The sequence below is a fragment of the Glaciibacter superstes DSM 21135 genome, from assembly GCF_000421145.1.
In the GTDB taxonomy this organism is placed as follows: domain Bacteria; phylum Actinomycetota; class Actinomycetes; order Actinomycetales; family Microbacteriaceae; genus Cryobacterium; species Cryobacterium superstes.
In genome coordinates this window covers 211614-236491 of sequence record NZ_ATWH01000003.1, presented here as the reverse complement: position 1 = coordinate 236491, position 24878 = coordinate 211614, and the positions used below count along the sequence as shown (strand labels likewise).

Below are 24878 nucleotides of genomic sequence, written 5' to 3'. Positions count from 1 at the left end.
CACGTCCGTGGCAACGTGAGCGTCAGGCCGCAGAGCGGGCAGCGCGACCCAGCAGTACCTCTCGCAGGTCGGAGGCCAGGAGCTCTTGTGCCCCGACCAGCACCGGGTTGCCGGTCACGGCGCTCGCTCGCACCGTCGGTGACCAGCGGCTGGTGCGCTGAATCTGCTGCGACACCAGTTCGGCCAGTTCCGCTCCGCCGGCCATGCAGGTCGGACCACCGAGCACCACGAGTTCTGGGTCGACGACCGCGAGCAAGGGCACAACGCCGAACGCCATTCTCCGTGCGAGTTCAATCAGGAACCCGCCGCGCGCTTCACTGGTTTCCAGAGCCTCGAGAATCCCGGTAAGGCCCCGCCCGTGCACGCCGTGTTCGCGGGCGAGGCGCACCATCGCTTTACCGCCCATGACGTCTTGCAGGTCGCGGGCGGGCGATCCGTCTCTGCCCTGGAGTCCGTGGGGAGCCGGCAGGAACCCGATCTCACCTGCCGCGCCGTAGGTGCCGCGGAAGAGCGTGCCTTCCAGGTCGATGGCCGCCCCGAGACCGTTGCCGAGCCAGAGCAGGGCGAAGCTTGCGGCATCCGTCGCCGACCCTGCCAGGCGTTCGGCGACGGCGGCCAGGTTCACGTCGTTGTCGATCTGAACGGTGAAGCCGAGTTCGTTCTCGAGCAACTCCCGCACGCCGGTGCGCGGCCAGCCGGGCAGAGTCTCGCTGTCGAGCAGGTCGTCGCGCTGGGTGTGGAGGTAGCCCTGAACCCCGATGCATATCTTGAGAACGGATGCCGGGTCGGCGCCACTCGGCCGGCACGCTGCGTGCACGGCGTCTCGGATCTCCCGCACGGCATCGCGGTCATGGGCGAGCGCCGAAACGGAAAGCTCGACGGTTTCGTGCACGGTGCGCACGGCGTCGACCAGACAGGCACGGATGCGCTTCGCATCGATATCGATCGCGACCCCCAGAACCAGGTCGGCGCGTGCGACGTAGGTCTTCGCCGGCCGCCCAGGACCGGTGCTGGTCTCGCCCGCCGGGCGGATGAGCCCGGCCGATTCGAGTCTCGTCACGACGAGTGATGCCGTCGGTTTGGACATCTCGCCGAGTTCCGCCATGCGCACCCGGCTGAGCGGGCCGTGCTCAAGCAGCAGTGACAGGGCGGCCCGGTCATTCCAGGCGCCCAGCCAGGCTGGTGTACCGGGGGCAGTGGTCGCAGACATGTGCCCATTCTTTCGCAGTGGTGACGGACAATCCCAATGTAGTGGCCTGCCGAAGTCCGAACGGGTGACGGATGCGGCGCGGTCGCCGATAGTGTCAAGGAAGCGAGGCGCGCCGCTGCTCGGGGGAGGCGCTGTGACCCGCCGAGCAGAATCATAGTGGCGTCGGCGGGAATCACCGCTGGGTCCTCGCCCGCAACCAAGAAACGGCGCACGTGGCGAAACCTGTGGCGGAATCCGCGTCATTCCGGCCCAAGCGGGACCTGTGGGTGTCGGCGTGGGTGGCTTTCATGGTGTTCACACTGCCGATCTTCGCTTCCCTCTATCTCGTCACCGTCCGGAGCGGGCAGTGGGTTCCGTTCGTTTCGGCGCACATCGCGCTGACCCTCCTGTTCGCGATCGCCGCACAGCGTTTGAAAGGGGCCGGGATCATGCTCGCGCCCGACGGCATCCGTGAGCGTGAATATTTCAGCCGGCAAGTCTACACTCCCGTCGCTCTGGTGGATTCCGTCATCGTGGTCAGGCTCGGGGATTCCAGCAGTGACACGATCTCGCAGCAGATGTTCCTGGTTGATGACCGCTGTCGTACGCTGCTCCGGATGCGCGGACAGGTGTGGCACACCGACGACTTCTGGCGAGTGGTCGAATTTTATGATGTGCCGGTGCGCGTCGTCGACGATGCGATGACCTGGCCGCAACTGCGGCGGTCGCCATTCCGGCAGAACCTCACTCGATGGGAGCGGCACCCCGTGATGACAAGTGTTGCGCTGGTCATTCTCTTCGGGATCATCACCATTCCGACGTTGCTCGCCGTCGTTCCCCTGATAAGCGCCAACTCCTGAGTGCCAATTCCTGAGCACGATTGTTCTGGGCGCACCGCACGCGCGCATGCCATGATGTTGGTGTGACAGAGCGTCTGATGCTCCTCGATACCGCTTCACTGTATTTTCGCGCCTTCTTCGGCCTGCCAGACACGATCAGGGCTCCAGACGGTACTCCCGTCAATGCAGTGAGGGGATTGCTGGAGTTCATCGCGCGGCTGGTCGGTGATTACGCGCCGACGCATCTGGTTGCGTGCTGGGACGACGACTGGCGTCCACAGTGGAGGGTCGATCTCATCCCCAGTTACAAGGCGCATCGTGTGGTTGATGTCGTTGCAGGTGGCGTCGACGTCGAGGAGACGCCGGATGCGCTTGTCACGCAGATTCCGATGATCAGGCGCGTACTGGCCGAGCTTCACATCAGCGTCGTCGGTGCCGCGGATCATGAGGCGGATGATGTGATCGGCTCTCTGGCCACGCAATCAACGATTCCCGTCGACATTGTGACGGGTGACCGCGACCTGTTCCAGCTCGTCGACGATGCGTCAGACGTTCGCCTGGTATATACCGCACGCGGCATGAGCAAGCTTGAGGTGATGACCGAGGAGGTCATCGTCGGCAAGTACGGAGTCACGCCACGGCAGTACGCAGACTTCGCGGTGCTCCGTGGCGACGCCTCAGACGGGCTGCCGGGCGTCGCCGGAATCGGTGAGAAGACCGCGGCGAACCTGCTGCAGGAGTATGCCAGCCTCGACGGAATCATCGCGGCGGCCGCGGATGTGTCGTCAACGATGTCGTCGACCATTCGGGCGAAGATCGCTGCTGCTGCCGAGTACCTGGCCGTGGCCCCGCAGGTCGTCGAAGTCGTGCAGGGACTCGACCTCGGGCAGTTCGATGCGCAGATCCGGCCGCTCTCCGCCGAGGCTCGTAGCTCCTTCGCGCACCTCGCCGACGAGTGGGGGCTCGGTAGCCCGGCGACTCGCGCCCTTCGTGCGCTGGGAAATGACGTGCCGGGTACTTGAGGCGGTCTTGCGTCAGTCACTGGCTATTGGCTGGAATACTCGAAGGATGGTCGACTCCACTCTCATCCTCGCCACTGGCTCGATTGCCTTGCGCGAAGCAACACAAAACGACTTAACGGTGATTCTTGAGCTTCTCGCCGATGATCCGGTCAGTGCCGCCAGGGGAGACACCGACCGTGCGGAGGATTTGCCGGCGTACGAGAGGGCATTCGACGCGATCGCGGCCGATTCGGCGCAGCAGCTGCTGGTCGCAGCGACGCCGGAGGGTGAGGTTGTTGCCACGATGCAGCTCACGGTCATCCCTGGGCTCGCGCGTGTTGGGGCATCGCGACTCCAGATCGAGGCGGTTCGCGTGCGGTCAGACCAGAGGAACCGCGGAATCGGGGGAGCGATGATCCGCTGGGCGGTTGCAAGCGCCCCCGAGTTCGGTGCCCAGCTTGTTCAGCTCACGTCTGACGCAGCGCGTACCGACGCCCATCGCTTCTACGAGCGACTCGGCTTCACGGCGTCGCATGTGGGATTCAAATACGCCGTACCTCATTCCTGAAGATTTAGAAATCTTCGAACTCGCCGGGTCGACGACCGAGCGGAGCGCAGAGGACTTAGGTCTATTGCAGCGCGTGACCGCGTCCGGGAGTCTGGTGACTGAGGCGCGATTGAGCGTCGCTCAGCCCGTTGGCAGGGAAGAGGAACGATGAGGACCCGCAATGCAGCCGCGCGAGCATCCTGGCTTCCGGGGGTGGCGGCGATCGCCGTGGGCGGCCTGCTGTTCAGCGGATGCACCACCACAGCGAGCACGGTCGGCGCTACAGCCACCACCGCGGCCGTGACCCGACCGGCCGCACCAGAGGGCGAGCTGCCCGCCGAACTCCAGAACCAGCTGCAGGGCGCTCTCGAGCAGGTCATGACCGAGTACGACGTGCCCGGTGCTGCCGCCGGGGTCTGGATTCCCGGACAGGGCTCGTGGACGACAGCAGCCGGTCTCGCAGATGTCGACGGCGACGTCGCCGTCACCGCCGACATGACTTGGCCCATCCGGAGTATCACCAAGTCATACACCGTCACCCTGCTGCTGCAGCTCGCCGATGAAGGCGAACTTAACCTCGACGACACCATTGACAAGTATGTCGACGGGATCACCGACGGCGAGCAGATCACTCTGCTCGAACTCGCCAACATGTCGAGCGGCAATGCCGACTACCTCAACCAGGAGTTCTCCGAAGAGTTCACTGCCGACCCCACGAAGGTCTACACCCTCGACGAGCTCAATGGCTTCGTGATCGGCCAGCCGGCACAGTTCGCTCCCGGCAGCGAGTACCGGTATACCAACGCCAACACGAACCTGCTCGGCGCCGTGATCGAGAAGGTCACCGGACAGTCGTACGCCGAGTCGCTCGACGAGCACATCCTCGAGCCGCTCGGACAGACCGGCACCACCTACATCACCGATGTGGACGACTGGACCGCGCCCCATCCCGTCGGCTACTTCGTGACCGACGGCCTACCGGTGAGCCAAGACGAGAACCCCTCCATCCTCGGCGCCGCAGGATCACTGTTCTCCACTCTCGATGACGGCCGGGTCTGGGCGCAGACGCTCGCCACCGGTGCTCTGCTGGAGCCCGAAACTCAGAAGCTGCGGCAGATCGGGCACCAGATCCCCAGCCCTCCCTACGACCAGTACGCCGTGGGCATGGGCGAGATCGGCGGCTGGTGGGGCCACAACGGCGAGGGGCTTGGCTTCACCGCCGCGACATTCCACAACAACGAAACGGAAGCGAGCATCGTCGTGTACATGAACGAATCGGACGTCCCTGAGGTGCATCCGGCCGATGCGACCTTCCGCGCCCTCGCCGAGGTCCTCGCGAATGGAGCGGGCCAGTGATCCGGCCAACCCACACGACCCGGGCCAGCCTCGTGCGCGGCGCGAGCATCCTCATCGTCGTGGCGGCCGCCGCCGCCCTCACCACGGGCTGCGTCGCGGATGCGTCAAGTACCACGTCTGGCAGCACCGGATCCGGCACCGCGCTCAACTCGGTCCCCGGACTTCCTGATGCGGCCCTCGAGGTGATGAACCAGCCGCAGTTCGCGAACGGCCGGTGGCTGATCTCGGTCGAAGACCTCGACACCGGCGAGACGTTGATCGACCTCGACGGCGACAAGCTGGCCGAGCCGGGCTCCTTCGTTAAGACCTATAGTGCGGGCGCGGCCTGGGTGAAATGGGGCCCAGATCACACCGTCACCACCCCGGTGAAGCAGTCGGGCACGGTCACCGACGGAACGCTCACGGGCGACCTCGTGCTCGTGGGCAAAGGGGATCTCACGATGGGTGGCCGCACGAAGGCCGACGGCACCGTCGACTTCACGAACCTCGACCACAATGACGCGAACCCGCTTCCAGGCGCGACGCTCACCCCGGAGAATCCGCTCGCTGGACTCGATGATCTCGCTGCGCAGGTGAAGGCCTCCGGCATCACCGCGGTGGGCGGCGACGTCGTGGTCGACGACCGCCTGTTCGTCGGAACGCTGGCGGAGAGCCCTGTCACCCCCATCGTGATCAATCAGAACCTCCTCGACATCCTGATCGCTCCGGGAGCGGCAGGTCAGCCGGCCACTGCGGCGCTCACACCCGCCGTCGCTCCGTGGAAGCTGGACAACCGGGTGCAGACCGTGGCCCCGGGCGAGGAAGCCGAAATCGACGACCCGAAGATCTCGCCCGACGATCCGAATACGATCGTCGTCGCTGGCACCGTCACTGCCGACAGCGATCCGGTGCTGAAGGTCTATGAACTCGATGACCCAGCGACCTTCGCCCGCACGGCGTTCATCGAGGCGCTCGCACGGGCCGGCGTCACCGTGTCCGCCGATCCGGTGAAGACGAACTCCGAGGAGTCCCTCGCCGACTCCGCCGCTGTCGAGGCACTTCCCACAGTCGCCGAGTTGGAATCGCTCCCGCTCTCCGAAGAAGTGACCTACGTCATGAAGATCAGCTACAACCGCGGCGCGCAGGCCCTGATCTGTCGGCTCGCGGCCGATGCCGGGCAGACCGACTGCAACAAGGGCATGGCGTTGGCCAAGGACATCTGGGCCGACGCCGGGCTCGATACCCTCGGCGCTTCGCTCGTCGACGGGTCGGGCCTCGACGGCAACTTCATCACCCCGAAGAACGCCGTCGAAATCCAGAGCATCATGGCCGAGCGCCCCGACGCCGAGGCCTGGCGCGCCACCATGCCCATCCTGGGCGTCGATGGATCACTCGCCGACGTGCAGGCCGACAGTCCCGCGGCCGGCAAGGTGTTCGCGAAGACCGGAACGCTGGCGGGCAGCGACGCCTTCAACGGCCGACTCCGGCTCGCCACCAAGACGCTCGGCGGCGTCATGGACACCAAGAGCGGCCGGCACCTGGCGTTCACCATCATCGTGACCCAGGGCTTCTACCCCGGCATCGAAGGCGTCTTCGAGGCGAACGACGACGTCGGCAAGGTCGCTGCGCTGATCCAACAGGCCTACTGACACCGATCTGATACCGATCTGCTAGCGATGGGGAAACGTTCGGCTGTGCCGTATGTGAGGCTAGGACCGTGCGCGGCGATCGGAAATTGATCACGGCTGTCGACGAGTCGGCAGCTCGCGGTGGCATCACCCTCGATCCCGCGCAGCGGCTCCTCCTCGGCCGACTGGCTGACCTCGGCTCGAATCTTGACCGGAGATCGTTGCGATCGCCCGCCAGCAGCCTGTACGTCTACGGACCGTCCGGGCGGGGAAGATCCTGGCTGGCGGATGCAATCTACGCCGCGCTCCCGACCACACGAAAGACCCGCGTCCACTTCCACGGATTCTTCGACAAGCTGCACCGCAGCATCCACGACCACCGCACTGAACGCGATGCCGTAGAGCGAGCGATCGACGATGTGACGGCCAACAGCCAACTGCTGTTCTTTGACGAGCTGCATGTCCACGACTCAGGCGACGCCCGCCTGCTTACTCGTCTGCTTGATCACGTGTTCCGTCGCGACCTGACCGCAGGCAACGGATCGTCCTTGCCACCGCAGGTTGCAAGTGAGATGGTGTCGGGTCATCCTTAGATCCTGCCAGTTCCTCTCGCGTCTCTGAGCGACCCCGTGTGGCGTCAGATCGACCGCCGCTCGGCCTCGAATATTTGTCGCGTCGTCGTTTGAATGTCCGAGAGCATCCGCGCAGCGGTGAGCTTAAGCGTGCTGGTACGCGTGACTTCCGCGGGTGGCTTGCCTATCCCGCGGGGAGTGCGGCGATGGCGTCGATTTCTACGAGTGCGTCGGGCCGCGCAAGGCCGGAGACGATGAGGACAGTGATCGCAGTGCGGTGCTCGCCCCACACTTCGCTCGAGGCGGCATAACCCGCGTGAACGTCAACTCCGGAGACCAGGTGGATGGTGAGTTTCGCGACATGCTCCGGTCCGGTCCCTGCAGCGTCGAGCGCAACAAGAACGTTTCTCATTGCCTGCCTGGTCTGCTCGGCAAAATCTGCTGAGATTCTTCCTTCGCTGTCCGTGCCGTTTTGACCGCCGACGAATACCAGCGAACCTGCGGGGGTGATCGTCGCGGGCGCAAAAACGGGCGAGTGCGGCTGGCCGGGAACAGCCACGGTCTGGATGAGGGGGGTCATGATTTCTCCTTGTGTCGATTGGCGATGGTAGTGCGCCCGTGCCTTCTGCCTGTTCCCGCAGCGCTTCATCGAGCACCAGCGACGATTACCAGCGCGGGAGGAGTCGAAGAAGATCAGACGGCAGTCGTCGGCCGAGCATTCACGCACCCGTTTCCGATAGGACTGTTTTCACGTTGGCGCGCTCGAGTGTTTCTGGTCGGGCGAGGCAGTCGATGTATCGGCCGAGCGCGGGATGGGAGAGCGGGCGGAGAACCAGTTCTGGGTGGTCGTGAAGGTCGGTCGTGTATCGGGGCATCAGCGCGATGCAGCCGCTCGCGGAGACAACAGCGGCAGCAACGAGAAACTCGTTGATCCGATGCAGGATGCGCGCTTCGCTGCCGTCGCTGGAGTCGACTCGATCACCGCGCTCGGGTCAACTGGCTCGTGATTCATGCATCAGAAGGACCAGCGGCCGGCGCCTACCCGCCGCGACGGACGCCCGGGAACAGTCACGATCCCCGTGGCGCCGACCGGGATCTCCACCTGCATCGCCACGTTACCGTCGGTACGACGCCAGGCGACGCTCGCGCGACCGTAGGGTGTCTCCACTGAAGCTGAGGCGTGGTCGAGCGACTCGGTGAGCGCGGGCGCAACAACGATCTCGCGCCACCCGGGAGCTTCCGGTCTGAGGCCTGCAACCCATCCGGTCAGCCAATCGTCGATCGTGCCGAGGAAGTAGTGTCCACGTGAACGCGACGCAATCTTCCAGTGCTCCCAGGTGGAGGTCGCGCCGTTTTCCAGCCAGAAGCCCCAGCTGGGGAATCCGGTCTGCATCGCTACCGCCAACGCGGTTTCAGCGTGCCCCCACTCGCTCAGAACTGGCAGCAGATACTTCGTGCCGATAGCCCCGGTGTCGAGCCGATGGTCCCGGCCGCGTACATCCGTCGCGAGGTTCTCGGCAACCCTCTCGGCCAGCTCATGGTCGGTCAGGATCTCGAATGCGAGTGCGAGGGCGTTGTGGGTCTGGCGATAGCCATTGTCGCCTTCACCGCGCACAACGCCGGCACCGGTGTCGACAAAGGTCTCGATGAAAGCGGTGCGAACCCGCTCAGTCTCGGACCTCCAGTACTCAGCATCCACAGGGCGATCGAGAACGACGGCGATCTGCGCCATGACATCGAGCATCCGGAAGAGATATGCCGTCGCCGAGACCCTCGTGTCCTCGGGAGCGTTGCCGCCGCCCGGATCTGTGTCGGGGCTGACCCAATCGGCGAGGATGGTGTCGGCGATACCGCCGGGGGAGCGGCTGGTCTCGAAGCGCACGTAGTCGGCCATTCCCTCGTAGTGTCGGTCGAGCACGTCAGCGCTGCCGGTGTGCCGGTAGAGCTCCCAGGGGATGAGAACGTAGGCGGCGTGCCACACCGGTGCCCTGGTGTCGACCCCGAAATAGCCGGCATTGGGTGCGATCAGGGCGGGGGGACCGCCGTCGTGTCGCGTATCGGCGATGTCGTCGACCCACTTGTCGAGCAGCACCCGCGAGTCGAGGTTGGTCAGAAACATGTCGGCGCCGACGAGACCGTCGCCGGTCCACCCGTTCTTCTCGAACTTGGGGGTGTCGGTCGGCAGCCCGTGGAGGTTGTTCAGCATCGTGTCGACGACGATGCGATGGATGTCTGCCAAGAGGGGCTCCGACGCGTCGAAGATCGAGGTCTCTGCCACGTCGCTGTGGACGACGCGAGCTTCGATGTCGCTGAGCGTGGGTGTGTCCCCGCCCGGCCATCCGGTGACCTGCACGTACTGGAACCCTTTATAGGAGAATCGTGATTCCCAGCTCTCGGGGTCTTTGCCGCCGGCAAGTGTGACGGTATCGGTCTGAAATCCGTCAGAGAAATATCCGTTCGTATCGTCGGCGTTCGGCATCCCGTCGTCATTCAGTTGCTCGCCGTACCGTAGTTGGAGGCAATCACCGGCCCGGCCTCGCAGGGTCACTCGCACCCACCCGGCTATTACGCGGGGGAATGCGACCACGAACACGCCGGGCTGAGGCTCCGTCACCGCCGTCGCGGCGAGGGTCTCGACAACACGGATCGGCTGCTGGGCCTGGGAGTGGAGTGCTCCCCGAGGCCCGCCGACCGCTGTCGCTGCCGACCAGTTTGAGCTGTCGTGGCCGACACGGTCGAACCCCGGTCTTTCTCGCCGGGCGTCGTAGATCTCGCCGCCATAGAGGTCGTCGAGAATGGTTGGTCCGCCGACGGCCAGCCAGGTCTCGTCCGTCACGATGTCGCGTGTCTCCCCTGTGTCGAGCAGTACTCGCAACACCGCCCTCGCGCATGGTTCATCGTGCCAGGGTGCCTTCTGCCACGACCAGGCATTGGGGTTCGTCATGCCGTAGAAACCCCGCCCGAGCTCCAGACCGATCGCGTTGGCGCCCTCCCGCAGCAACGCGGTGACATCGTTCACTACGTACTGCACCCGCGAGTCGTAGTCGGTGAATCCGGGAGAGAGCACGTCGCCGGACACTGGCTCCCCGTTGATCGTGGCACGGGCATATCCCCCGGCGGCGACAACGAGATGGGCGGATGCGACGGATGAGGGCAGAGCGAACTCGTGCCGCAGCAACGGGGCGGCAAGCACGCCACTTGGGGCCATGGCGCGCGCGCCCGTGTCGCCCCGCTCGTCGACGGCATCGATCTGCGGCCGCGAGCCGGTGCCTATCCAGCGCGCGTCCCGCCAGTGCCTGTCGAAGAGCCCCGTGACGAAGGAGGATTTAGCGGTGACCGTATGATCCGCGACCGTGGCCTCGACGCTCCATTCATAGTGTGCGAGGGAACGCAGCGGCTCTCCGTCGTATCGCAGTTCCGGCAGCGTCCCCGGGCGGTGCTCAGTGTGTCCGGAGTCCCAGACCGTGGTGACGGTCTGCGTCGCCGGGTCGACCTCGGCGACGAGCACTCTGGCGGTGTCGAGGGTCGCCTCGGGAATCTTCGTGCGGACGATCCAGGAGAAGATCGGTCGCTCGGAGTCGATTCCGATCGTCTCCGAGCGGTGGTCGACCCTGAGGTCGGCGAGAATCGTCTCCCTCTCGAAGTCTGTGGCGTTATTCGTCGTCATAGCGCTTTCGCCACTTTCATATTCAGGGGGCGCGGACGGGCCCGCGTCGAGTGCACTCAGAGCTACGATATGGATACCTGGCGCATTCCGAGAGGGTCTGACGTGCAAAATATGGACCAGATCGGCGAACTGAACCGTCTCGTGGAATCCACCGTGGTGGTGCTCGCCAATCATTATCAGTTCAGTCCCGGGCAGGATTTCTCCGTGTGTGTCATCGGGAGCCGCATGATGCTCTGGGGCATTTCCGGGAGTGGACGCGTTGTCACAGCGCAGGGAACCTTCGATCTCGAACCTGGAATGGTACTTCTCCTGCCATGGCGTCACGACATTCGGTACCTCGCCGACCGGCGCGATCCCTTCCTCACCGGCGCGGTCCATCTCGTGCCGTGGCATGCACCCGGCGAAACGATCGAGCCGCGGGCCGGCCACGGCGAGCTGGATCCGCTGAACGCCTCGCCGTTTCGGCGCAACGTGGAGTGGCCTGGGTTCTCGCGCCAGCGTACCTATTCGGGGCCAGCGGCACAGCGGCTGATCAGGCTCGGTGAGTCCGCCGTCGACCAGTTCACGGAACGCGACCCCGACGAGGCGAGCATGCGGGCGTTCGGTCTGCTGATCGGCCGCACGATCGCTGCTTTGCGAGCGGAGAGTGGCTCGGACGACTCGAGCCCGACGAGTCTCATCGCGATGCAGGAATATGTCCGGTCGCACCTCGGGACGCCCCTCACCACCGAGGTGCTCGCCCGGGTCGGATCTTGCAGTGTGTCGACCGCGGAACGGCAGTTCCGCCGTTACGCCGGCCGATCCCCGGGCGGCTGGATCCGACACGAGCGGCTTGCCAACGCGGCACGCATGCTGCGCACCAGCAACAAACGCATCGGCGAAATAGCGGAGGAGGTCGGGTTCGACGACCGGTTGTATTTCTCGCGTGCGTTCAAGGTTCAATACGGTGTTCCGCCGAGCAGATACGGCCAACGCGCGCCTCTGCTGTGAGCGTCGCAGGCGCTTCAGGAGCGCCGCGAGCATTAGTACATATTAATTCCGTGAAATATGTTCTGTGCCGGGGGCTGGCCATCACGGGGGCGTCGAAAATGGTTCAAACCACGCCTTTGTGAGGCTAAATCGCATTATGTATATTGACCTCATTGTGAAGGTATGAATATACTCAATCTCGATTCACTCGCCAGCTGCAATGGAGCGTCATGACACTGTTCGACCCGCAAACTATTGAGCGCGTCTGTTCCGAGGTCGCTCAGCGTGTGAGTCAACGAATCGCCGCCACGTTTCGAGCGTGCTTCACCGACACGCTCACAAAGAGATGGTGCGATCGGCAGGACCCCCTCTATCTGGCAACCCGTGCCTCCATTCTGCGCACTTTGGCGGCGACGGATGCCGGAACATTTCTGATGCATGAGTCATTCGACAAGGACGATCCATCCCGATTCACGCGGGGGTGGTTCTCGTGGGCGAACGCCATGTTCTGCGAGCTGGTGTTGGATGTGGCCGGGCTCCGCAGCCACGAACGTGACTCATGGTCGGCGAAGGCAGAAGCATGAGCGCGCTCGTCGACACCCCAGTCGAGGTGCAAGTCCTTCCTCAGATTGTCGAGGAGAAGGGCGGTCGTCCGCTCCGGCGCAAACGTGACCGGGGCGACCACCGACCGCCGAAGGCAATTGCGCGTCAACAGTCGGTCAGCGCCTGGGTGTTCCTTGCGATTCCGATCGTGCTGTTCGCCGCCTTCCTCTTGATTCCCGTCGTCATCGCATTCGTGCTCAGCTTCAGCGACTATTCGATTATCGGTGAGCTGAAATGGCTTGGCATTGACAACTATGTCAACCTCATCCAGGACCCGTTCTTCTGGATTGCTCTGCGCAATACGGCCTATTACACCCTGCTCTATGTTCCGCTCGGGCTTGTTGTGGCACTCTCAACAGCTCTACTCCTTCACCGCAGCAGCAGGGCATCACGCATCTTCAGAACCCTCTTCTACATTCCCGTCGTTTCCTCGACGGTTGCGACAGCATCCATTTGGTTCTGGTTGCTGAATCCGCAGCACGGAATGATCAACGTCATGCTCGGATGGTTCGGGATCGATGGCCCTGCGTGGCTGTACGACTCCAAGTGGGCGATGATCGCGATCGTTGTCATGAGCGTGTGGGCCGGGTTTGGCGCAAACATGATCATCTTCCTTGGCGCCCTTCAGGGTGTTTCTCCCGATCTCCATGAAGCGGCCAGGCTCGACGGCGCCAACGCCTGGCAGGACTTCTGGAACGTGACCCGTCCCGGAATCGCGAAGACGACATTCCTCATAGTGATGCTGCTGCTTATCGGCGCGTTTCAGGTGTTCGATCAGGCATACCTGCTCACGAAGGGCGGCCCGGGCAATTCGACCGTGACATTGGTCTACTACATCTACAACAAGGGCTTTGGCGCTCTGCAGATGGGGTATGCCTCTGCCATTTCGTTCGTGTTGTTCCTGATCATCATGGTCTTTTCGCTGATCAATGCCAGAGTCACCAATCCGAAGGGGGAGCGGGAATGACGACCACGGCGCCGGTCTTGCAGGCAATCAAACATCGCCCAATGAGTAAGCGGCAACGAATCGGCAGGGTCGCCTGGTACGTGGCCGTCATCCTTATCAGCCTTGTCACGGTGATGCCGTTGATCTGGACCCTGTCAACGTCGTTGAAGCCTGCGGCCGAGATCCTCGGTGGATACCTGAGCCTCATTCCGCAGAGCCCGACGATAGCCAACTACGTGGCCGTCTTCACTGAATCACCATTCGCCCGCTACCTGCTCAACTCCTTCGTATTGGCGATTGCAGGGACAGCTACCAACCTCTTCTTCGGAAGCCTCGGAGGCTATGCGCTGGCGAAACTGCATTTCACCGGACGCAAGGCTGTGTTCGGCGTCTTCCTAGGGTCAATGATGATTCCTGGAATCGTCACGATGATCCCATCGTTCATTGTGCTTCGCTACTTTCCCCTCGCCGGCGGCAACGACCTCTTCGGCCAGGGCGGCGTCGGGTTCATCAACTCCTATTGGGCGATCATCCTGCCCGGGGCAGCAGGCGCGCTCGCGGTGTTCTTCATGAAGCAGTTCTTCGAATCGCTACCGGATGAAATGGGCGAAGCAGCTCGCATCGACGGTGCGGGGGAATTCAGGATCTTTGTGCAGATCTACCTGCCACAAGTCGCCGCGGGCCTAGCGATCCTCGGCATCATGACGTTTCAAGCGGGCTGGAACAGTTTTCTCTGGCCTCTCATCGTTCTCAACACCCCCGAGATGCTCACCGTTCAGGTGGGGTTGGCATCATTCATCGGCGACCACACGACAAACTTCGGGCCACTTATGGCCGGCACCATCGTCTCCAGTCTTCCCGTGTTGGTGATCTTTGCTTTTGCCCAGCGATACATCGTGCAGGGCGTTTCATTCACCTCAAGCAAATGAGCAACCCCGACGGCGCGCTCTGCCCGTCATTTCGCATCACCGTCCGCGTCCGCACCAAGAAACCACAACACAGAAAAGAGAGTTCAATGAAGAAATCTGCGCGTCTATTAAGCATCGGGGCGATAGCCGCCGTGGCCATGTTGGGGCTGGGTTCGTGTGCCGCTGCCGACGCGAGCGGTGGTGGCGAGGGGGGAGGCGACCATCAGAAGGTGACGTTCTGGGGTGCATGGACGGATGCGGCGCAGGTCGCCCAACTCGAGGCACAGGCTGCTGCCTTCAATGATTCCCAGACCCAGTACGACGTCACCTATGTGCCTCAGGCGCTGGTCGAGCAGAAGCTGCTGACCGCCATGGTGAGCGGTGAGGTTCCCGATGTTGTGCTGTGGGATCGTTTCGCCACTTCGCTTTACGTGCCCAAGGGTGCGCTGGTCAGTATTGACGACAAGGTGAAAGAAGACAGCGTCGATACCAACCAGTTCTACGAGCAGGCGCTCGGCGAGCTGAAGGTCGACGACAAGCTCTATGGTTTGCCCCTCTTGGTCGACAACAGATCGTTGTTCTATAACAAGACTGTTTTTGACGAGGCCGGCGTCAAACCGCCCACGAATTGGGACGAGTTGAAATCCGTCGCGGAGCAGGTCACGCTCAGGGAGGGTGGCAAACTCACCCGCGCCGGCTTCTCGCTGGACGACCTGGGCCTCTTCAGCGGATGGCTTGGGCAGGCCGGCGGAACGATGCTCAACGCCGACAGCACCAAGACGGCGTTCAACAGCCCAGAAGGAGTGGAAGTACTGAACTTCTGGTCGAGTCTTGTTGATGCAGGGGTGTACCAGCAGGGATTCGGCAAGGGAGTCAATGCGTTCGCACAGGGCAACCTGGCGATGGGCTACGACGGACCGTGGGCTCTTGCCGACCTGGACAAGGTCGATGGACTCGAATATGGCGTTACGGCACCCGTGGCAGGGCCGGGCGGCGACCAGGGCGCGGGCATGGGCGGTTTCGGACTGGTCATCCCAAAGGGAGCAAAGAACGAAGACGGCGCGTGGGCGTTCATGAAGTGGTGGACGACACAGCCAGAGAACGGTGTCGATTTCGCGAAGATCTCCGGCTGGATTCCGGCGAATATTGAGGCTGCCCACGACCCATACTTCCTCGAGAACGAACATTATTCCGCGTTCATTGAGGCGCTGGACTTCGCGAAGGTTCGCCCCACCGTCACCGGATACTCCGATGTCGAAGCAAAGGCATTGATCCCGGCGCTCGAGAGCTTCATGTCGGGTGAGCTCAGCGCGGAACAGGCGCTGAAGCAGGCCCAAGAACAGGGTGACCAGATTCTCGCAGAGAACCGGTAGTCATCACGGAGGGTGGTCGAACCGGCAGTGAGCTGGCGGCCACCCTTCGAATTCGCAGCCCCAAACGATCCATAGAACGGAAGTAATGAGTACGACATCGGCTAACACCTGGTCTGCACGGGCAGACATCGGGCATCGCAGTCTCGATCACTTCTTCGGAACCGGCGAACCACAACTGTTCAACAACACCTATCCGTCTGAGGCGGGGGACAACGCAACGTTCAACTACTGGTGGCTCTCTCACGTCATCGACGTGCGGCTGGACGCATACGAGCGAAGTGGCAACCCAGAGCGGCTTCAGGAGGCGATAAGGGCCTACCAGAACATCTTCGACCGCAACGGGAACACACTGTTCAACGACTACTTCGACGACATGCTCTGGTATGCACTGGCGATCCTGCGCCTGTATGACGCAACGGGCGAGTCGCGGTATCTCAGCGATGCTCGCGCCATTTGGGAGCACGTTGTTGAATTTGGTTGGAACGACCAGTTCGGAGACAGCCTGGCCTGGCGAAAGCAGCAGCTCTACTACAAGAACACGCCCGCGAATGGGCCGTTCATAATTCTTTCCTGCCGACTCTTCCGGCACACCCCTGAACAGCGCTTTCGCGAGTTGGCGGAGACGGCATACGCGTGGCTGACGCAGAACCTCGTCGCAGCCGACACCGGTTTCGTCGAGGACGGCATCAATCGGGAGAAAGACGGACGTATCGACACCCAGTGGCGGTTCACATACAACCAGGGTCTCTACATCGGAGCGTGTCTCGAACTGGGGTCGCTCACCGGCGCATCCGAATATAGTGAGCAGGCTTGCCGCACAGCCATAACGGCGATTGAAGAGCTCAGCGCGGATGGCGTATTCCGCCAAGAGGGCGACGGCGGTGATGAGGGCCTGTTCAAAGGGGTGTACTACCGCTACATGGCATTGCTCCTGCGTGAGCTCGATCCTCAGTCGGATCCGGCGGTCGCGCTCACCCGATTTATCGAGAGCAGCACGGATGCGCTGTGGGCAAACGGCATCCGCGACGGCCTTCTGCTGCCGGGCAACGATTGGTCGACGGAGCCCGCTGGCAAGATCTCATACTCGACACAGCTCAGCGCGATGATGGCGCTTGAGGTGCGTGCCGGGCTCGACGTCGGCTAGTGGAGCCGGCCCTGCTGCACAGCGCTGCGTAATGCGTGCGCGGGGCCGGCTAGATGGCTGCAGTCGACTGACCGAGAACCAATTCCGTCGTCAGGCTGACCTTTTTGACGGTGCCGGGATCGGTGAATAGTTCAAGGATCCGTTCAACGGCCTTCGTTCCCATCTCCTGCTGCTGCTGGCGCACGTGGGTGAATCGAAAATACGAGGGGTCATAGACGCTGTCTGGATGATCGAAGCAGACAATCGAAATGTCGTCTGGCACACGCTTGCCTATACGACGGGCGGCCTCCTTGAGCATGACCGCGATGTTGTACTCAGAGGTCACGAACCCGGTGAGGTCCGGGTGTGCCGAAAGGAACCCCATGAGGTTGGCGATGTCGTCTTCAACTAGTCCATCGCTGTTCGGAGTCGTCGACTGGACCTCCCGGAATTCGTTGCCGTCATCGTGCAGAATGTGGGCGGTCGCATGCGCGTGCAGGAATCCATCGCGTCGATCCTCGGCCGTTGACACGCGGCTCGCGGTTGTGACGAGACCGATGTGAGTGTGACCGAGGGTGATCAAATGCTCGGTCGCCATTTTGGATCCGGCAATGTTGTTGGAACAGACCGTCGAGACCGGTACGCCGGCGAACACTCGGTCAAGGATCACGACCGGAAAGCGACGGGTAATGAGTTCGAGTACGGCGGGCGGCACGTATTCGGACGAACCGGGTTGCAAGATCAAGGCTTGCGCTCCGCTCTCGATCAACTCCAGAACGATCCTGTTCTCGACACCTGGATCACCGAGGCTTCGCTTGAGAACCAGATTGGCGGCCGACTCGGTCGCACTCAGCAAGCCGTTCACAACCTGAGTGCCGAAGGTGTCGTCAAAACTCGTGATGACACAGCCGATCAGGGGGCGATCGACAAGTGTATCCGGTGTGGACGTGGCGATGTCGCTCACCACGATTGTTCCTATCCGGGGACGGCGGATGATGAGTCCGTCGTCGCGCAGCAGATCCAGCGCGCGTTTGAGCGTGATGCTGCTGACCTTGTGTTCAGCCGTTAACTCGGCCGCGGAGGGCAGGCGCTCGCCGACGGGGAATCTGTGCCGAGCAATGTCTTCACGCAGCTTGTCGTAGACCTGCTTGTACAACGAATCGTTCATGGTCCCTCACGCCGAATGAATATAATCAATCTATCAGCATGCGTCGAGCCCTTGAGGCACGCTGGACTGGCACGACGGAATAATTTGTCCGAACTAGATGGCAGGAGTCCGGACGGGGCTGTCACGTGACATCAGGTGCCCCCAGCAGGATTCGAACCTGCGCCCCTGCCTCCGGAGGGCAGTGCTCTATCCCCTGAGCTATGGGGGCCAGGGCAGTGACTAGGTTACCAGCATCCGCGGGGCGCCTAGCCACGCGCCAGCTGCGCGCGGATGCGCCACGCCCGCATGGCGCATGGGCGCGTAATTGGCGCGCGGCGGGTCAGCGCGGCGGGTCAGCGCCGCGGGTCAGGGGAGGTGCGAAACCGCCGCAGTGAGCAGCGTCTGTGCGTCACCGGGCTCGAAGAACGCGGGGGACTGCGCGACAACCCAGTACGGGCCCGTGAAGACCTGCGCCACACCTGGTCCGCCGGCGATCGAGAAGAATCCTTCGATCGGCGGAGCTCCGTAGGTCGGAACGGCCTTGGTCTCTGCGACTGCAGTGTTCTTCCGCTGGGACATCAGCACATCGTTGGGTGCGACAACGGCGAACTCGATCAGGTCGCCGCTGGTCTGGTTGCTCCAGCCGCAGACCAGGCCGTTGTAGCCGGCGGCCGTCTCGACCGCGCTACCGGCCGTCGGCACGTAGTCAGGCGCGGTACCGAAATTCGGGTTGAACGCATAGACGTCGTCCATGGTCAACAACTCGTCACAGGTGAGCGCGACTGTTGAACCGGTCGCCTCGGGAGTTGGCGTCGGAGTCGGCGTCTCCTCCGGAGCCTGGCTCGGCGCCGCCGTCACGGTTTGGTGAGGTCCCGGCTCTGGCTCAGGATCCGATGAACAGGCTGCAAGGCCGGCGAGAACAACAGACCCGCCGACGATGGCAAGTCCGGCTCGCACAAGCAGGGGAAGGGAGCGTGGAGTCACGCGTTGACCTTATCAACCCAGACGCTTGCGTAAGATTGAATGTGTGACCCCTGCAGAACTTTCCCAGTCCCTTCTCGACCTCGTTGCAGCATTGGACGAGCGTCGACGCCAGGACGGAAACGAGCGGACAGCCCTCGGACTCGCTCTGGACGACGTCACGCTCGAGCGCCCGAAGAACCGCGACCATGGTGACTGGGCGTCCAGCATCGCGATGAAGATCGCCAAACCGCTTGGGTCGAACCCCCGTGAAATCGCCACAGAGCTCGCCTCCGGCCTGGAGCAGGTGCCCGGCGTGGCATCCGTCGAGGTGGCCGGGCCGGGCTTCATCAACATCCGCCTTGATGCCGCGGCCGCGGGTGCACTCGCGAAGACCATCGTCGACGCCGGCTCGGTATACGGCAACGGCCATTTGTACGACGGCATCAAGATTAACCTCGAGTTCGTCTCTGCCAATCCCACCGGACCCATCCACATGGGCGGCGTGCGCTGGGCGGCGGTGGGCGACAGCCTGGCCCGCGTGCTGCAGGCAGAGGGGGCGGATGTCACGCGCGAGTACTACTTCAACGATCACGGTTCGCAGATCGATCGCTTCGCTCGCAGCGTTCTCGCCAGCTACCTCGGGGAACCGACACCGGAAGACGGCTACGGCGGGGCCTACATCGGCGACATCGCGGCCCAGGTGGTGCGGCGCTACGACGGCGACATCGCCTCGCTTCCGCGTGACGAACAGCAAGAGGTCTTCCGTTCGATCGGAGTCGACCTGATGTTCACTGAGATCAAGTCGAAACTGCACGGCTTCGGCGTGGACTTCGACGTGTTCTTTCACGAGGATTCGCTGCACGCCTCCGGTGCTGTCGAGCGCGCGATCGAGCGGCTTCGTGAACAGGGGCACATCTTCGAGGCGGACGGCGCCATCTGGCTGCGCACAACCACCTTCGGTGACGATCGCGACCGGGTCATCATCCGTTCGAACGGCGAACCGGCGTACATCTCCGGTGACCTCGGTTACTACCTCGACAAGCGTGAGCGCGGTTTCGACCAGAACCTGATCATGCTCGGCGCAGACCACCACGGTTATATCGGCCGGCTGATGGCCATGGTCGAAGCCTTCGGCGACGTGCCGGGTGTGAACCTGCAGATTTTGATCGGGCAGATGGTCAACCTGCTCAGGGACGGCGAGCCGGTGCGCATGTCGAAGCGTGCGGGCACGATTGTCACGCTCGACGACCTTGTCGACGCGGTGGGGGTGGATGCCGGGCGCTATTCCCTGGTGCGCTCCAGCAGTGATTCGCAGCTCGACATCGACCTCGACCTGCTCGGCAAGCGCACCAATGAGAACCCAGTGTTCTACGTGCAGTACGCCCACGCACGCACGCAGTCCGTTGCCCGGAATGCCGCGACGTCCGGTGTCGAGCGCACCGCGTTCGCCCCCGAGTTGCTCACGCACGACAGCGAGTCGGCTCTCCTCGGGGTGTTGCAGGAGTTCCCCCGCGTCGTTGCGCAGGCCGCTGAGCTGCGCGAGCCGCATCGCGTCGCCCGCTATATCGAAGAGGTGGCGGGTTACTACCACCGCTGGTACGACACCTGTCGCGTGATCCCGCTTGGCGACGAGCCGGTGACAGACCTGCACCGCACCCGACTGTGGCTGAATGACGCGACCGGCCAGGTCATCCGTAACGGTCTTGGCCTGGTTGGCGTGACCGCACCCGAACGGATGTGACATGGCCTCCAGGCGCCGCGGTATCGGGATCTTCATTGTCGTTGCGGTGCTGGTCGGTGGCCTGGTGGGCGCGTATTTCATCGTCGATTCGATCCTGCGCGGTGTAGCGGAGACGGCGGCAAGGCAGCAGATCTCCAGCAACCTGCCCGAAGGAGTGAGCGGAGACGTCGATGTTTCGATCGGCGGATTCTCGGTGATCGGGCAGTACCTTGCCGGGAGCTTCGAACGGGTCGAACTGACAGCGCCTGAGCTGTCGGCGAACGGGGTGACCGCTCGGGTGCATGTGGTGGCGACCGGCGTGCCGACCAACACCGCGAAGGCGATCGGAGACGTGGAGGGCACGATCGAGACTGGGCCGGAATCGATCAACGCACTGTTGGCTGCGCAGGGCGTGCCCGACAGCGCAGAGGTGACGTTCGGTGACGGACAGGTGACGTACTCGGGCGAGATCGATGTGTTCGGTATTCCTGTCGGCTACCTCGCGACGGCGACACCGACCGCTGCGGGTGATTCCGTTGTCTTCCTGCCGGTCGCGGCGGAGGTCACAACGGGACTCGGAAGTCTCGACGTCAGCGGCGTGCTCGAGCGCATACTGGCGGAGAATCCGCCCACGCTCTGTGTCGCGCAATACCTGCCGGAGGGCGTTGAGGTCACCGGTCTTGACGTAACGCCGGAACGGATGCGTGTCACTCTCCAGTCGGACTCGCTGATGCTGGACAAGTCGTCACTCGCGACGTTCGGCACCTGCGGCTGATCGAAAAGCATCACAAAACCTGGCCGTCAGGTCTATTCTGAGGTCAACTCATCTTGTGAGGGAGGTCATCGTGGTTACCCTGCGAATTCAACATCCCGTTCCTGACTTCGCGCGCTGGAAACGAGCATTCGACGCCGATCCGGCGAAGCGGCGAGACTCTGGGGTGATTCGCTACACAGTGCAGCGGTCCGTCAGCAATCCGAACTTCGTCATGATCGACCTCGAATTCGGCAGCGTCAGGGAAGCGGAAGTGTTCCTGACGAAGATGCGGCGCATCTGGGAAGGGAGCGGGTCGACGGTGATGTTCTCACCCGAGTCCTGTATTGCCGAAACGGTGGAGTCTGTTGAATTGACGGAACTGGCAGCGACGACGTGATTTGGCGTTGAAGCAACCTGACCTGAAAGCGTTCCTGTTCGTCAGCCCTTGACCGCCCCGGCCGTCAGGCCCTGCACGATGTAACGGCTGGCGAACGCGAACAGAATCATGGTCGGGATGATCGTGAGCACTGCAGCCGCAGACATCGAACCCCAGTCGATGTTGAAGCTGGAGATGAAGCCGTTCAGAGCGGTCGGGATCGTCTTGTTCTCCTCCCGGTTCATCAGCGTGACCGATAGGAAGAGCTCGTTCCAGCAGTTCACGAAGTTGAAGATGAATGCCGCGACGATACCCGGCTTCATGACCGGTACGATCACCTTGAAAAGCGCGCCGATGCGTGAGCATCCGTCGATCATTGCCGCCTCTTCGAGCGCATCAGGCACATTGGCGAAGAAGCCGCGCAACATGATCGTGCAGAACGGAATGCAGACCGCGATGTAGATCAACATCAGGCCGAACTTCGTGTCAACGAGATTCAGTTCCACCATCATCAGGTAGAGGGGTCCGAGCGCGATGAATGCTGGAATCATCTGGGTGACGAGGAACGCCATCATGATGGCGCCCTTACTCCGGAACTCAAAGCGCGCCAGGACGTAGGCAGAGAGCATCGAGATCAGGGTGGCGACGGATGCCGCGACCGTCGCAACCAGCAGGCTGTTGCCGATGTAGGTCCCGAACTGCGCCTTCTCGAACAGACCGACGTAGTTCTCGAGGGAGAACACCTCCGGCCAGTACGTCAGCGGATAACTGAAGATCGCTCCCGGCGTCTTCAGCGACGTGATCACGATCCAGTACAGCGGAAAGACCGTGATGACCAGCCACAGGGCGAGGAACACGATGCGGATGATCCGTGACGGCATAGTCTCCCGATTGATCACGAGTTCACCTCCTTCTTCTCGCGCATGGCCAGCAGGTAGAACGCCGAGAACACGATGAGGATCGCCACGACGATGAGTCCGATTGCCGACGCTTGCCCGTAGTCGCCGCGTTGAGTCGTCTTGATCATCCAGGTCGTCATGATGTGGGTCTGATTTGCAGGACCGCCTCCGGTCATGGCCCAGATGATGTCTGGGAAGTTGAAGATCCAGATCACCCGCAGCAACACAGTGAGTCCGAGAGTGACACGGATGTACGGGATCGTGATCTGGAACAGCATGCGGGCCTTGCCGGCTCCGTCGAGGGATCCGGCCTCGAAGAGCTCCTCCGGCACGGACTGTAGAGCAGCGAGAATCATGATGGCGAAGAACGTCACGCCGTACCAGACATTGGCGATTGTGACGGCGACCATGGCAGAGCCGGGGTCTGCGAGCCAGGGGATCGGCGTATCGATCAGTCCGACCTTGCTGAGCAGATCGTTGATCACACCGAATTCGCTGTTGAACATCCAGCGAAACAGGATGCCGATCAAGAATCCGGAGATCGCCCACGGAAAAAAGATGAGGGCCTGGTACAGGCCGCGAAAGCGGAACCGCCGGCGAAGCCAGAGTGCGATCGCGAAGCCGATGACGAATTGCGGAATGATGGAGCCGAAGACCCAGACCACGGTGTTCCAGAGCACCGTGTAGAAGACCGGGTCGGCGAAGATCGCTTCGAAGTTTTTCAATCCGACCCACGAGGTATCCGTGAGGTTAGTCAGGTTCCAGTTGCGAAACGCCATCTGGCTTCCGGAGATCATCGGGTAGTAGATGAACACCGTGACGAAGACGATTGCGGGGGCGAGGAACGCGAGGATGGCGAGTCCCTTCCGCACGGTGAACGAGCGCCTCCGCCGTGTGGCGGTGCTCCCGTGCAGCGCAACGGGAGCGCCCGCGTCGGCCGACGGGCGCTCCACTGAATCAGTGACTTTTTGTTGCATCAGGTGCGTGGCCTACTCGTTCTTCCATTTTTCGACCCAGTACGCGTCCCAGCTTTCGAGAAGTTCCTCCTGCGTCATCTGCCCGATCAGCACCTGCTGGAGCTCGGAGTCGGACTTCTGGATCCACTCGGTCCACCAGGCAGAGTCACGCGGCTGCACGGCGGTGATATAAGTATCCGGGTTCTCGTTCATGGTGACGTAGCTCGCCCACGCGCCGGTCTTGTAGAACTCGCTCTCTGCCGCATCCTTCAGGATCGGAACCAGCGAGTTCTGCTCGGCGAAGGTGGTGGATGCCTCACCCTCGGAGAGGAAGGCGATCAACTTGGCTGCCTCCTCCTTGTGCTCGCTCGCCTCAGCGGTGCCCCAGCCGGCGGTGGCCATTGGCTGGATGGCTTTGCCGGTCGGGCCCGTGAGCAATGGAGCCGTGTTCCACTGGTCGGCGCCGATCGCCTCAGACTGGCCGACGGTGGCGATGACTTCCGGATCCTGGAGCAGGAACGCGGTGGAGCCGTTGGAGAAGGCTTCCACCATTTCGGGGTACCCCCACGCGACGGATGACGGGGGAGACGCTTCCTCGAAGATCGAGAAATAGGTCTTCAGTGCGTCACGCGCTTCCGGAGCGGCGAAGATGGTGCTGCCATCGGTGAGTTTGAAGGCGTTGTCTTCATCGATCTGGTCGGCCAAATAGGCCTCGATGGCGACGACGACGTTCGAATTGCCGTTGGTGCCGCCGCGGAACGCGTAACCGAATTGGTTCTTGCCCGGGTCCTGGATCGCGGAGGCCTGCTCCAGCAGGTCATCCCAGCTGGCCGGCGGTCCGTCGAAGCCAGCCTCCTCGACCAGGTCAGTGCGGTAGAAGAGGCTCAGGCCGTAGAAGCCGTACGGCACGTAGAAGGTTTCGCCGTCGGCGTTCTTCGCATACTTCGCCGCGTTATCAGTCAGGTTCTCCCAGCCCGACCAGTCCGCGAGCTCGTCTGACATGTTGTGCAGCCACCCGTTGGTCGCGAACGGGCCGACGGTGATGTCCCTGACTTCGAGCACATCCACCCCGCTGCCCGACTGCAGCATCTGCTGGATCTTCTGGTCTGCCTGGTCGGTCGGCGGGGAGATCAGCTCGACCTTGATGTCCGGGTTCTCCGCCTCGAAGTCCGAGATGAGGCCCTTGATCACGTCAGTGCGCGCGGGGTTCGTCAGACTCTCGACCATCTGCAGGGTGACGGTGCCGTCGTCGGAGCTGCCTGTGCACCCGGTCAACGCGAGCGCTGCCGCGAGGCCGAGGCCGAGACCTGTGAACAACTTCTTGTGAGCCACGATTCCTCTTTTCATGATGGGTGGTGCTTCT

The 24878-nt window shown here is 62.7% G+C and carries 24 protein-coding genes, 1 tRNA gene and 1 pseudogene; 15 read left to right on the top strand and 11 right to left on the bottom strand.

Features of this window, described 5'->3' with window-relative positions:
- Positions 1–22 precede the first annotated feature (22 nt).
- Complete coding sequence (locus tag K323_RS0105415) at positions 23–1210, bottom strand: ROK family transcriptional regulator (protein ID WP_022884273.1); 1188 nt, start codon at positions 1208–1210, stop codon at positions 23–25.
- Positions 1211–1422: 212 nt separating this feature from the next.
- On the opposite strand from K323_RS0105415, the gene K323_RS0105410 reads away from it, so the two are divergent.
- From K323_RS0105410 to zapE, 6 genes are all read left to right on the top strand, one after another.
- Positions 1423–2049, top strand: coding sequence for a hypothetical protein (locus K323_RS0105410; RefSeq protein WP_022884272.1), 627 nt, complete (start codon positions 1423–1425; stop codon positions 2047–2049).
- Positions 2050–2111: 62 nt separating this feature from the next.
- A complete protein-coding gene (locus K323_RS0105405) occupies positions 2112–3050 on the top strand; it encodes a 5'-3' exonuclease (protein WP_026851272.1) in 939 nt (312 codons plus the stop codon).
- 46 nt (positions 3051–3096) lie between these two features.
- Positions 3097–3597 carry a GNAT family N-acetyltransferase gene (locus K323_RS0105400; protein ID WP_022884270.1) on the top strand — a complete coding sequence of 167 codons (501 nt, stop codon included), beginning with the start codon at positions 3097–3099 and terminating at the stop codon, positions 3595–3597.
- A 147-nt stretch (positions 3598–3744) separates the two neighbouring features.
- Positions 3745–4932 (top strand): serine hydrolase domain-containing protein, encoded by a 1188-nt coding sequence (locus K323_RS24420; RefSeq protein ID WP_022884269.1) that lies wholly within the window; start codon positions 3745–3747, stop codon positions 4930–4932.
- Positions 4929–6560 carry a D-alanyl-D-alanine carboxypeptidase/D-alanyl-D-alanine endopeptidase gene (dacB, locus tag K323_RS24415; protein WP_022884268.1) on the top strand — a complete coding sequence of 544 codons (1632 nt, stop codon included), beginning with the start codon at positions 4929–4931 and terminating at the stop codon, positions 6558–6560. Before K323_RS24420 ends, dacB begins: the two co-directional genes overlap by 4 nt.
- A gap of 68 nt (positions 6561–6628) precedes the next feature.
- Positions 6629–7132 (top strand): AFG1/ZapE family ATPase, encoded by a 504-nt coding sequence (zapE, locus tag K323_RS24410; protein WP_022884267.1) that lies wholly within the window; start codon positions 6629–6631, stop codon positions 7130–7132.
- A gap of 163 nt (positions 7133–7295) precedes the next feature.
- Here the strand turns inward: zapE and K323_RS0105380 are convergent, their stop codons facing one another.
- From K323_RS0105380 to K323_RS24405, 4 genes and pseudogenes are all read right to left on the bottom strand, one after another.
- A complete protein-coding gene (locus K323_RS0105380) occupies positions 7296–7691 on the bottom strand; it encodes a RidA family protein (protein WP_022884266.1) in 396 nt (131 codons plus the stop codon).
- Between the two features lie 30 nt (positions 7692–7721).
- Positions 7722–7838, bottom strand: a pseudogene (locus K323_RS29320) (CGNR zinc finger domain-containing protein); the annotation flags it as partial.
- Complete coding sequence (locus K323_RS30825) at positions 7831–8043, bottom strand: type 2 periplasmic-binding domain-containing protein (RefSeq protein WP_425402264.1); 213 nt, start codon at positions 8041–8043, stop codon at positions 7831–7833. The pseudogene K323_RS29320 and the gene K323_RS30825, both read right to left, overlap by 8 nt.
- Positions 8044–8126: 83 nt before the next feature.
- Complete coding sequence (locus K323_RS24405) at positions 8127–10778, bottom strand: alpha-L-rhamnosidase (RefSeq protein WP_022884264.1); 2652 nt, start codon at positions 10776–10778, stop codon at positions 8127–8129.
- A 111-nt stretch (positions 10779–10889) separates the two neighbouring features.
- Between K323_RS24405 and K323_RS29750 the strand changes: the two genes are divergently transcribed.
- From K323_RS29750 to K323_RS0105340, 6 genes are all read left to right on the top strand, one after another.
- Positions 10890–11768, top strand: a complete 879-nt coding sequence (locus K323_RS29750; RefSeq protein WP_022884263.1) for a helix-turn-helix transcriptional regulator — start codon at positions 10890–10892, stop codon at positions 11766–11768.
- Between the two features lie 209 nt (positions 11769–11977).
- On the top strand, positions 11978–12331 hold the full coding sequence (locus K323_RS30660; RefSeq protein ID WP_022884262.1) for a glycoside hydrolase family 125 protein: 354 nt from the start codon (positions 11978–11980) through the stop codon (positions 12329–12331).
- A complete protein-coding gene (locus K323_RS0105355) occupies positions 12328–13317 on the top strand; it encodes a carbohydrate ABC transporter permease (RefSeq protein WP_022884261.1) in 990 nt (329 codons plus the stop codon). Before K323_RS30660 ends, K323_RS0105355 begins: the two co-directional genes overlap by 4 nt.
- A gap of 41 nt (positions 13318–13358) precedes the next feature.
- Entirely contained in the window at positions 13359–14225 is an 867-nt protein-coding gene (locus K323_RS0105350) for a carbohydrate ABC transporter permease (protein ID WP_026851269.1), read from the top strand.
- An 86-nt stretch (positions 14226–14311) separates the two neighbouring features.
- Positions 14312–15577, top strand: a complete 1266-nt coding sequence (locus tag K323_RS0105345; protein ID WP_026851268.1) for an ABC transporter substrate-binding protein — start codon at positions 14312–14314, stop codon at positions 15575–15577.
- An 85-nt stretch (positions 15578–15662) separates the two neighbouring features.
- Positions 15663–16721 carry a glycoside hydrolase family 76 protein gene (locus tag K323_RS0105340; RefSeq protein ID WP_022884258.1) on the top strand — a complete coding sequence of 353 codons (1059 nt, stop codon included), beginning with the start codon at positions 15663–15665 and terminating at the stop codon, positions 16719–16721.
- A 49-nt stretch (positions 16722–16770) separates the two neighbouring features.
- Here the strand turns inward: K323_RS0105340 and K323_RS0105335 are convergent, their stop codons facing one another.
- The 3 genes from K323_RS0105335 to K323_RS29745 all read right to left on the bottom strand — a co-directional run bounded on the left by K323_RS0105335 (position 16771) and on the right by K323_RS29745 (position 18831).
- Positions 16771–17868, bottom strand: coding sequence for a GntR family transcriptional regulator (locus K323_RS0105335; RefSeq protein WP_022884257.1), 1098 nt, complete (start codon positions 17866–17868; stop codon positions 16771–16773).
- 136 nt (positions 17869–18004) lie between these two features.
- Positions 18005–18076, bottom strand: a tRNA-Arg gene (locus tag K323_RS0105330).
- Between the two features lie 137 nt (positions 18077–18213).
- Positions 18214–18831, bottom strand: a complete 618-nt coding sequence (locus tag K323_RS29745) for an iron ABC transporter ATP-binding protein (RefSeq protein WP_157509349.1) — start codon at positions 18829–18831, stop codon at positions 18214–18216.
- Between the two features lie 43 nt (positions 18832–18874).
- Here K323_RS29745 and argS point away from each other — a divergent pair, with 43 nt between their 5' ends.
- The 3 genes from argS (at position 18875) to K323_RS0105310 (ending at position 21681) form a co-directional block, all read left to right on the top strand.
- On the top strand, positions 18875–20551 hold the full coding sequence (gene argS, locus K323_RS0105320) for an arginine--tRNA ligase (RefSeq protein WP_022884254.1): 1677 nt from the start codon (positions 18875–18877) through the stop codon (positions 20549–20551).
- Between the two features lies 1 nt (position 20552).
- Positions 20553–21305, top strand: a complete 753-nt coding sequence (locus K323_RS24395; protein ID WP_022884253.1) for an LmeA family phospholipid-binding protein — start codon at positions 20553–20555, stop codon at positions 21303–21305.
- A 70-nt stretch (positions 21306–21375) separates the two neighbouring features.
- Positions 21376–21681, top strand: coding sequence for a hypothetical protein (locus tag K323_RS0105310; protein ID WP_026851265.1), 306 nt, complete (start codon positions 21376–21378; stop codon positions 21679–21681).
- A gap of 41 nt (positions 21682–21722) precedes the next feature.
- Here K323_RS0105310 and K323_RS0105305 read toward each other — a convergent pair whose 3' ends face one another.
- From K323_RS0105305 to K323_RS0105295, 3 genes are read right to left on the bottom strand one after another with little or no spacing between them, the layout of a single operon-like run.
- Positions 21723–22559 carry a carbohydrate ABC transporter permease gene (locus K323_RS0105305; RefSeq protein ID WP_022884251.1) on the bottom strand — a complete coding sequence of 279 codons (837 nt, stop codon included), beginning with the start codon at positions 22557–22559 and terminating at the stop codon, positions 21723–21725.
- A complete protein-coding gene (locus K323_RS24390; protein ID WP_022884250.1) occupies positions 22556–23536 on the bottom strand; it encodes a carbohydrate ABC transporter permease in 981 nt (326 codons plus the stop codon). Before K323_RS24390 ends, K323_RS0105305 begins: the two co-directional genes overlap by 4 nt.
- Before the next feature lie 12 nt (positions 23537–23548).
- The gene (locus tag K323_RS0105295; RefSeq protein WP_022884249.1) at positions 23549–24847 is read right to left on the bottom strand and encodes an ABC transporter substrate-binding protein; all 1299 of its coding nucleotides are present in this window, start codon (positions 24845–24847) and stop codon (positions 23549–23551) included.
- Positions 24848–24878: the final 31 nt, after the last annotated feature.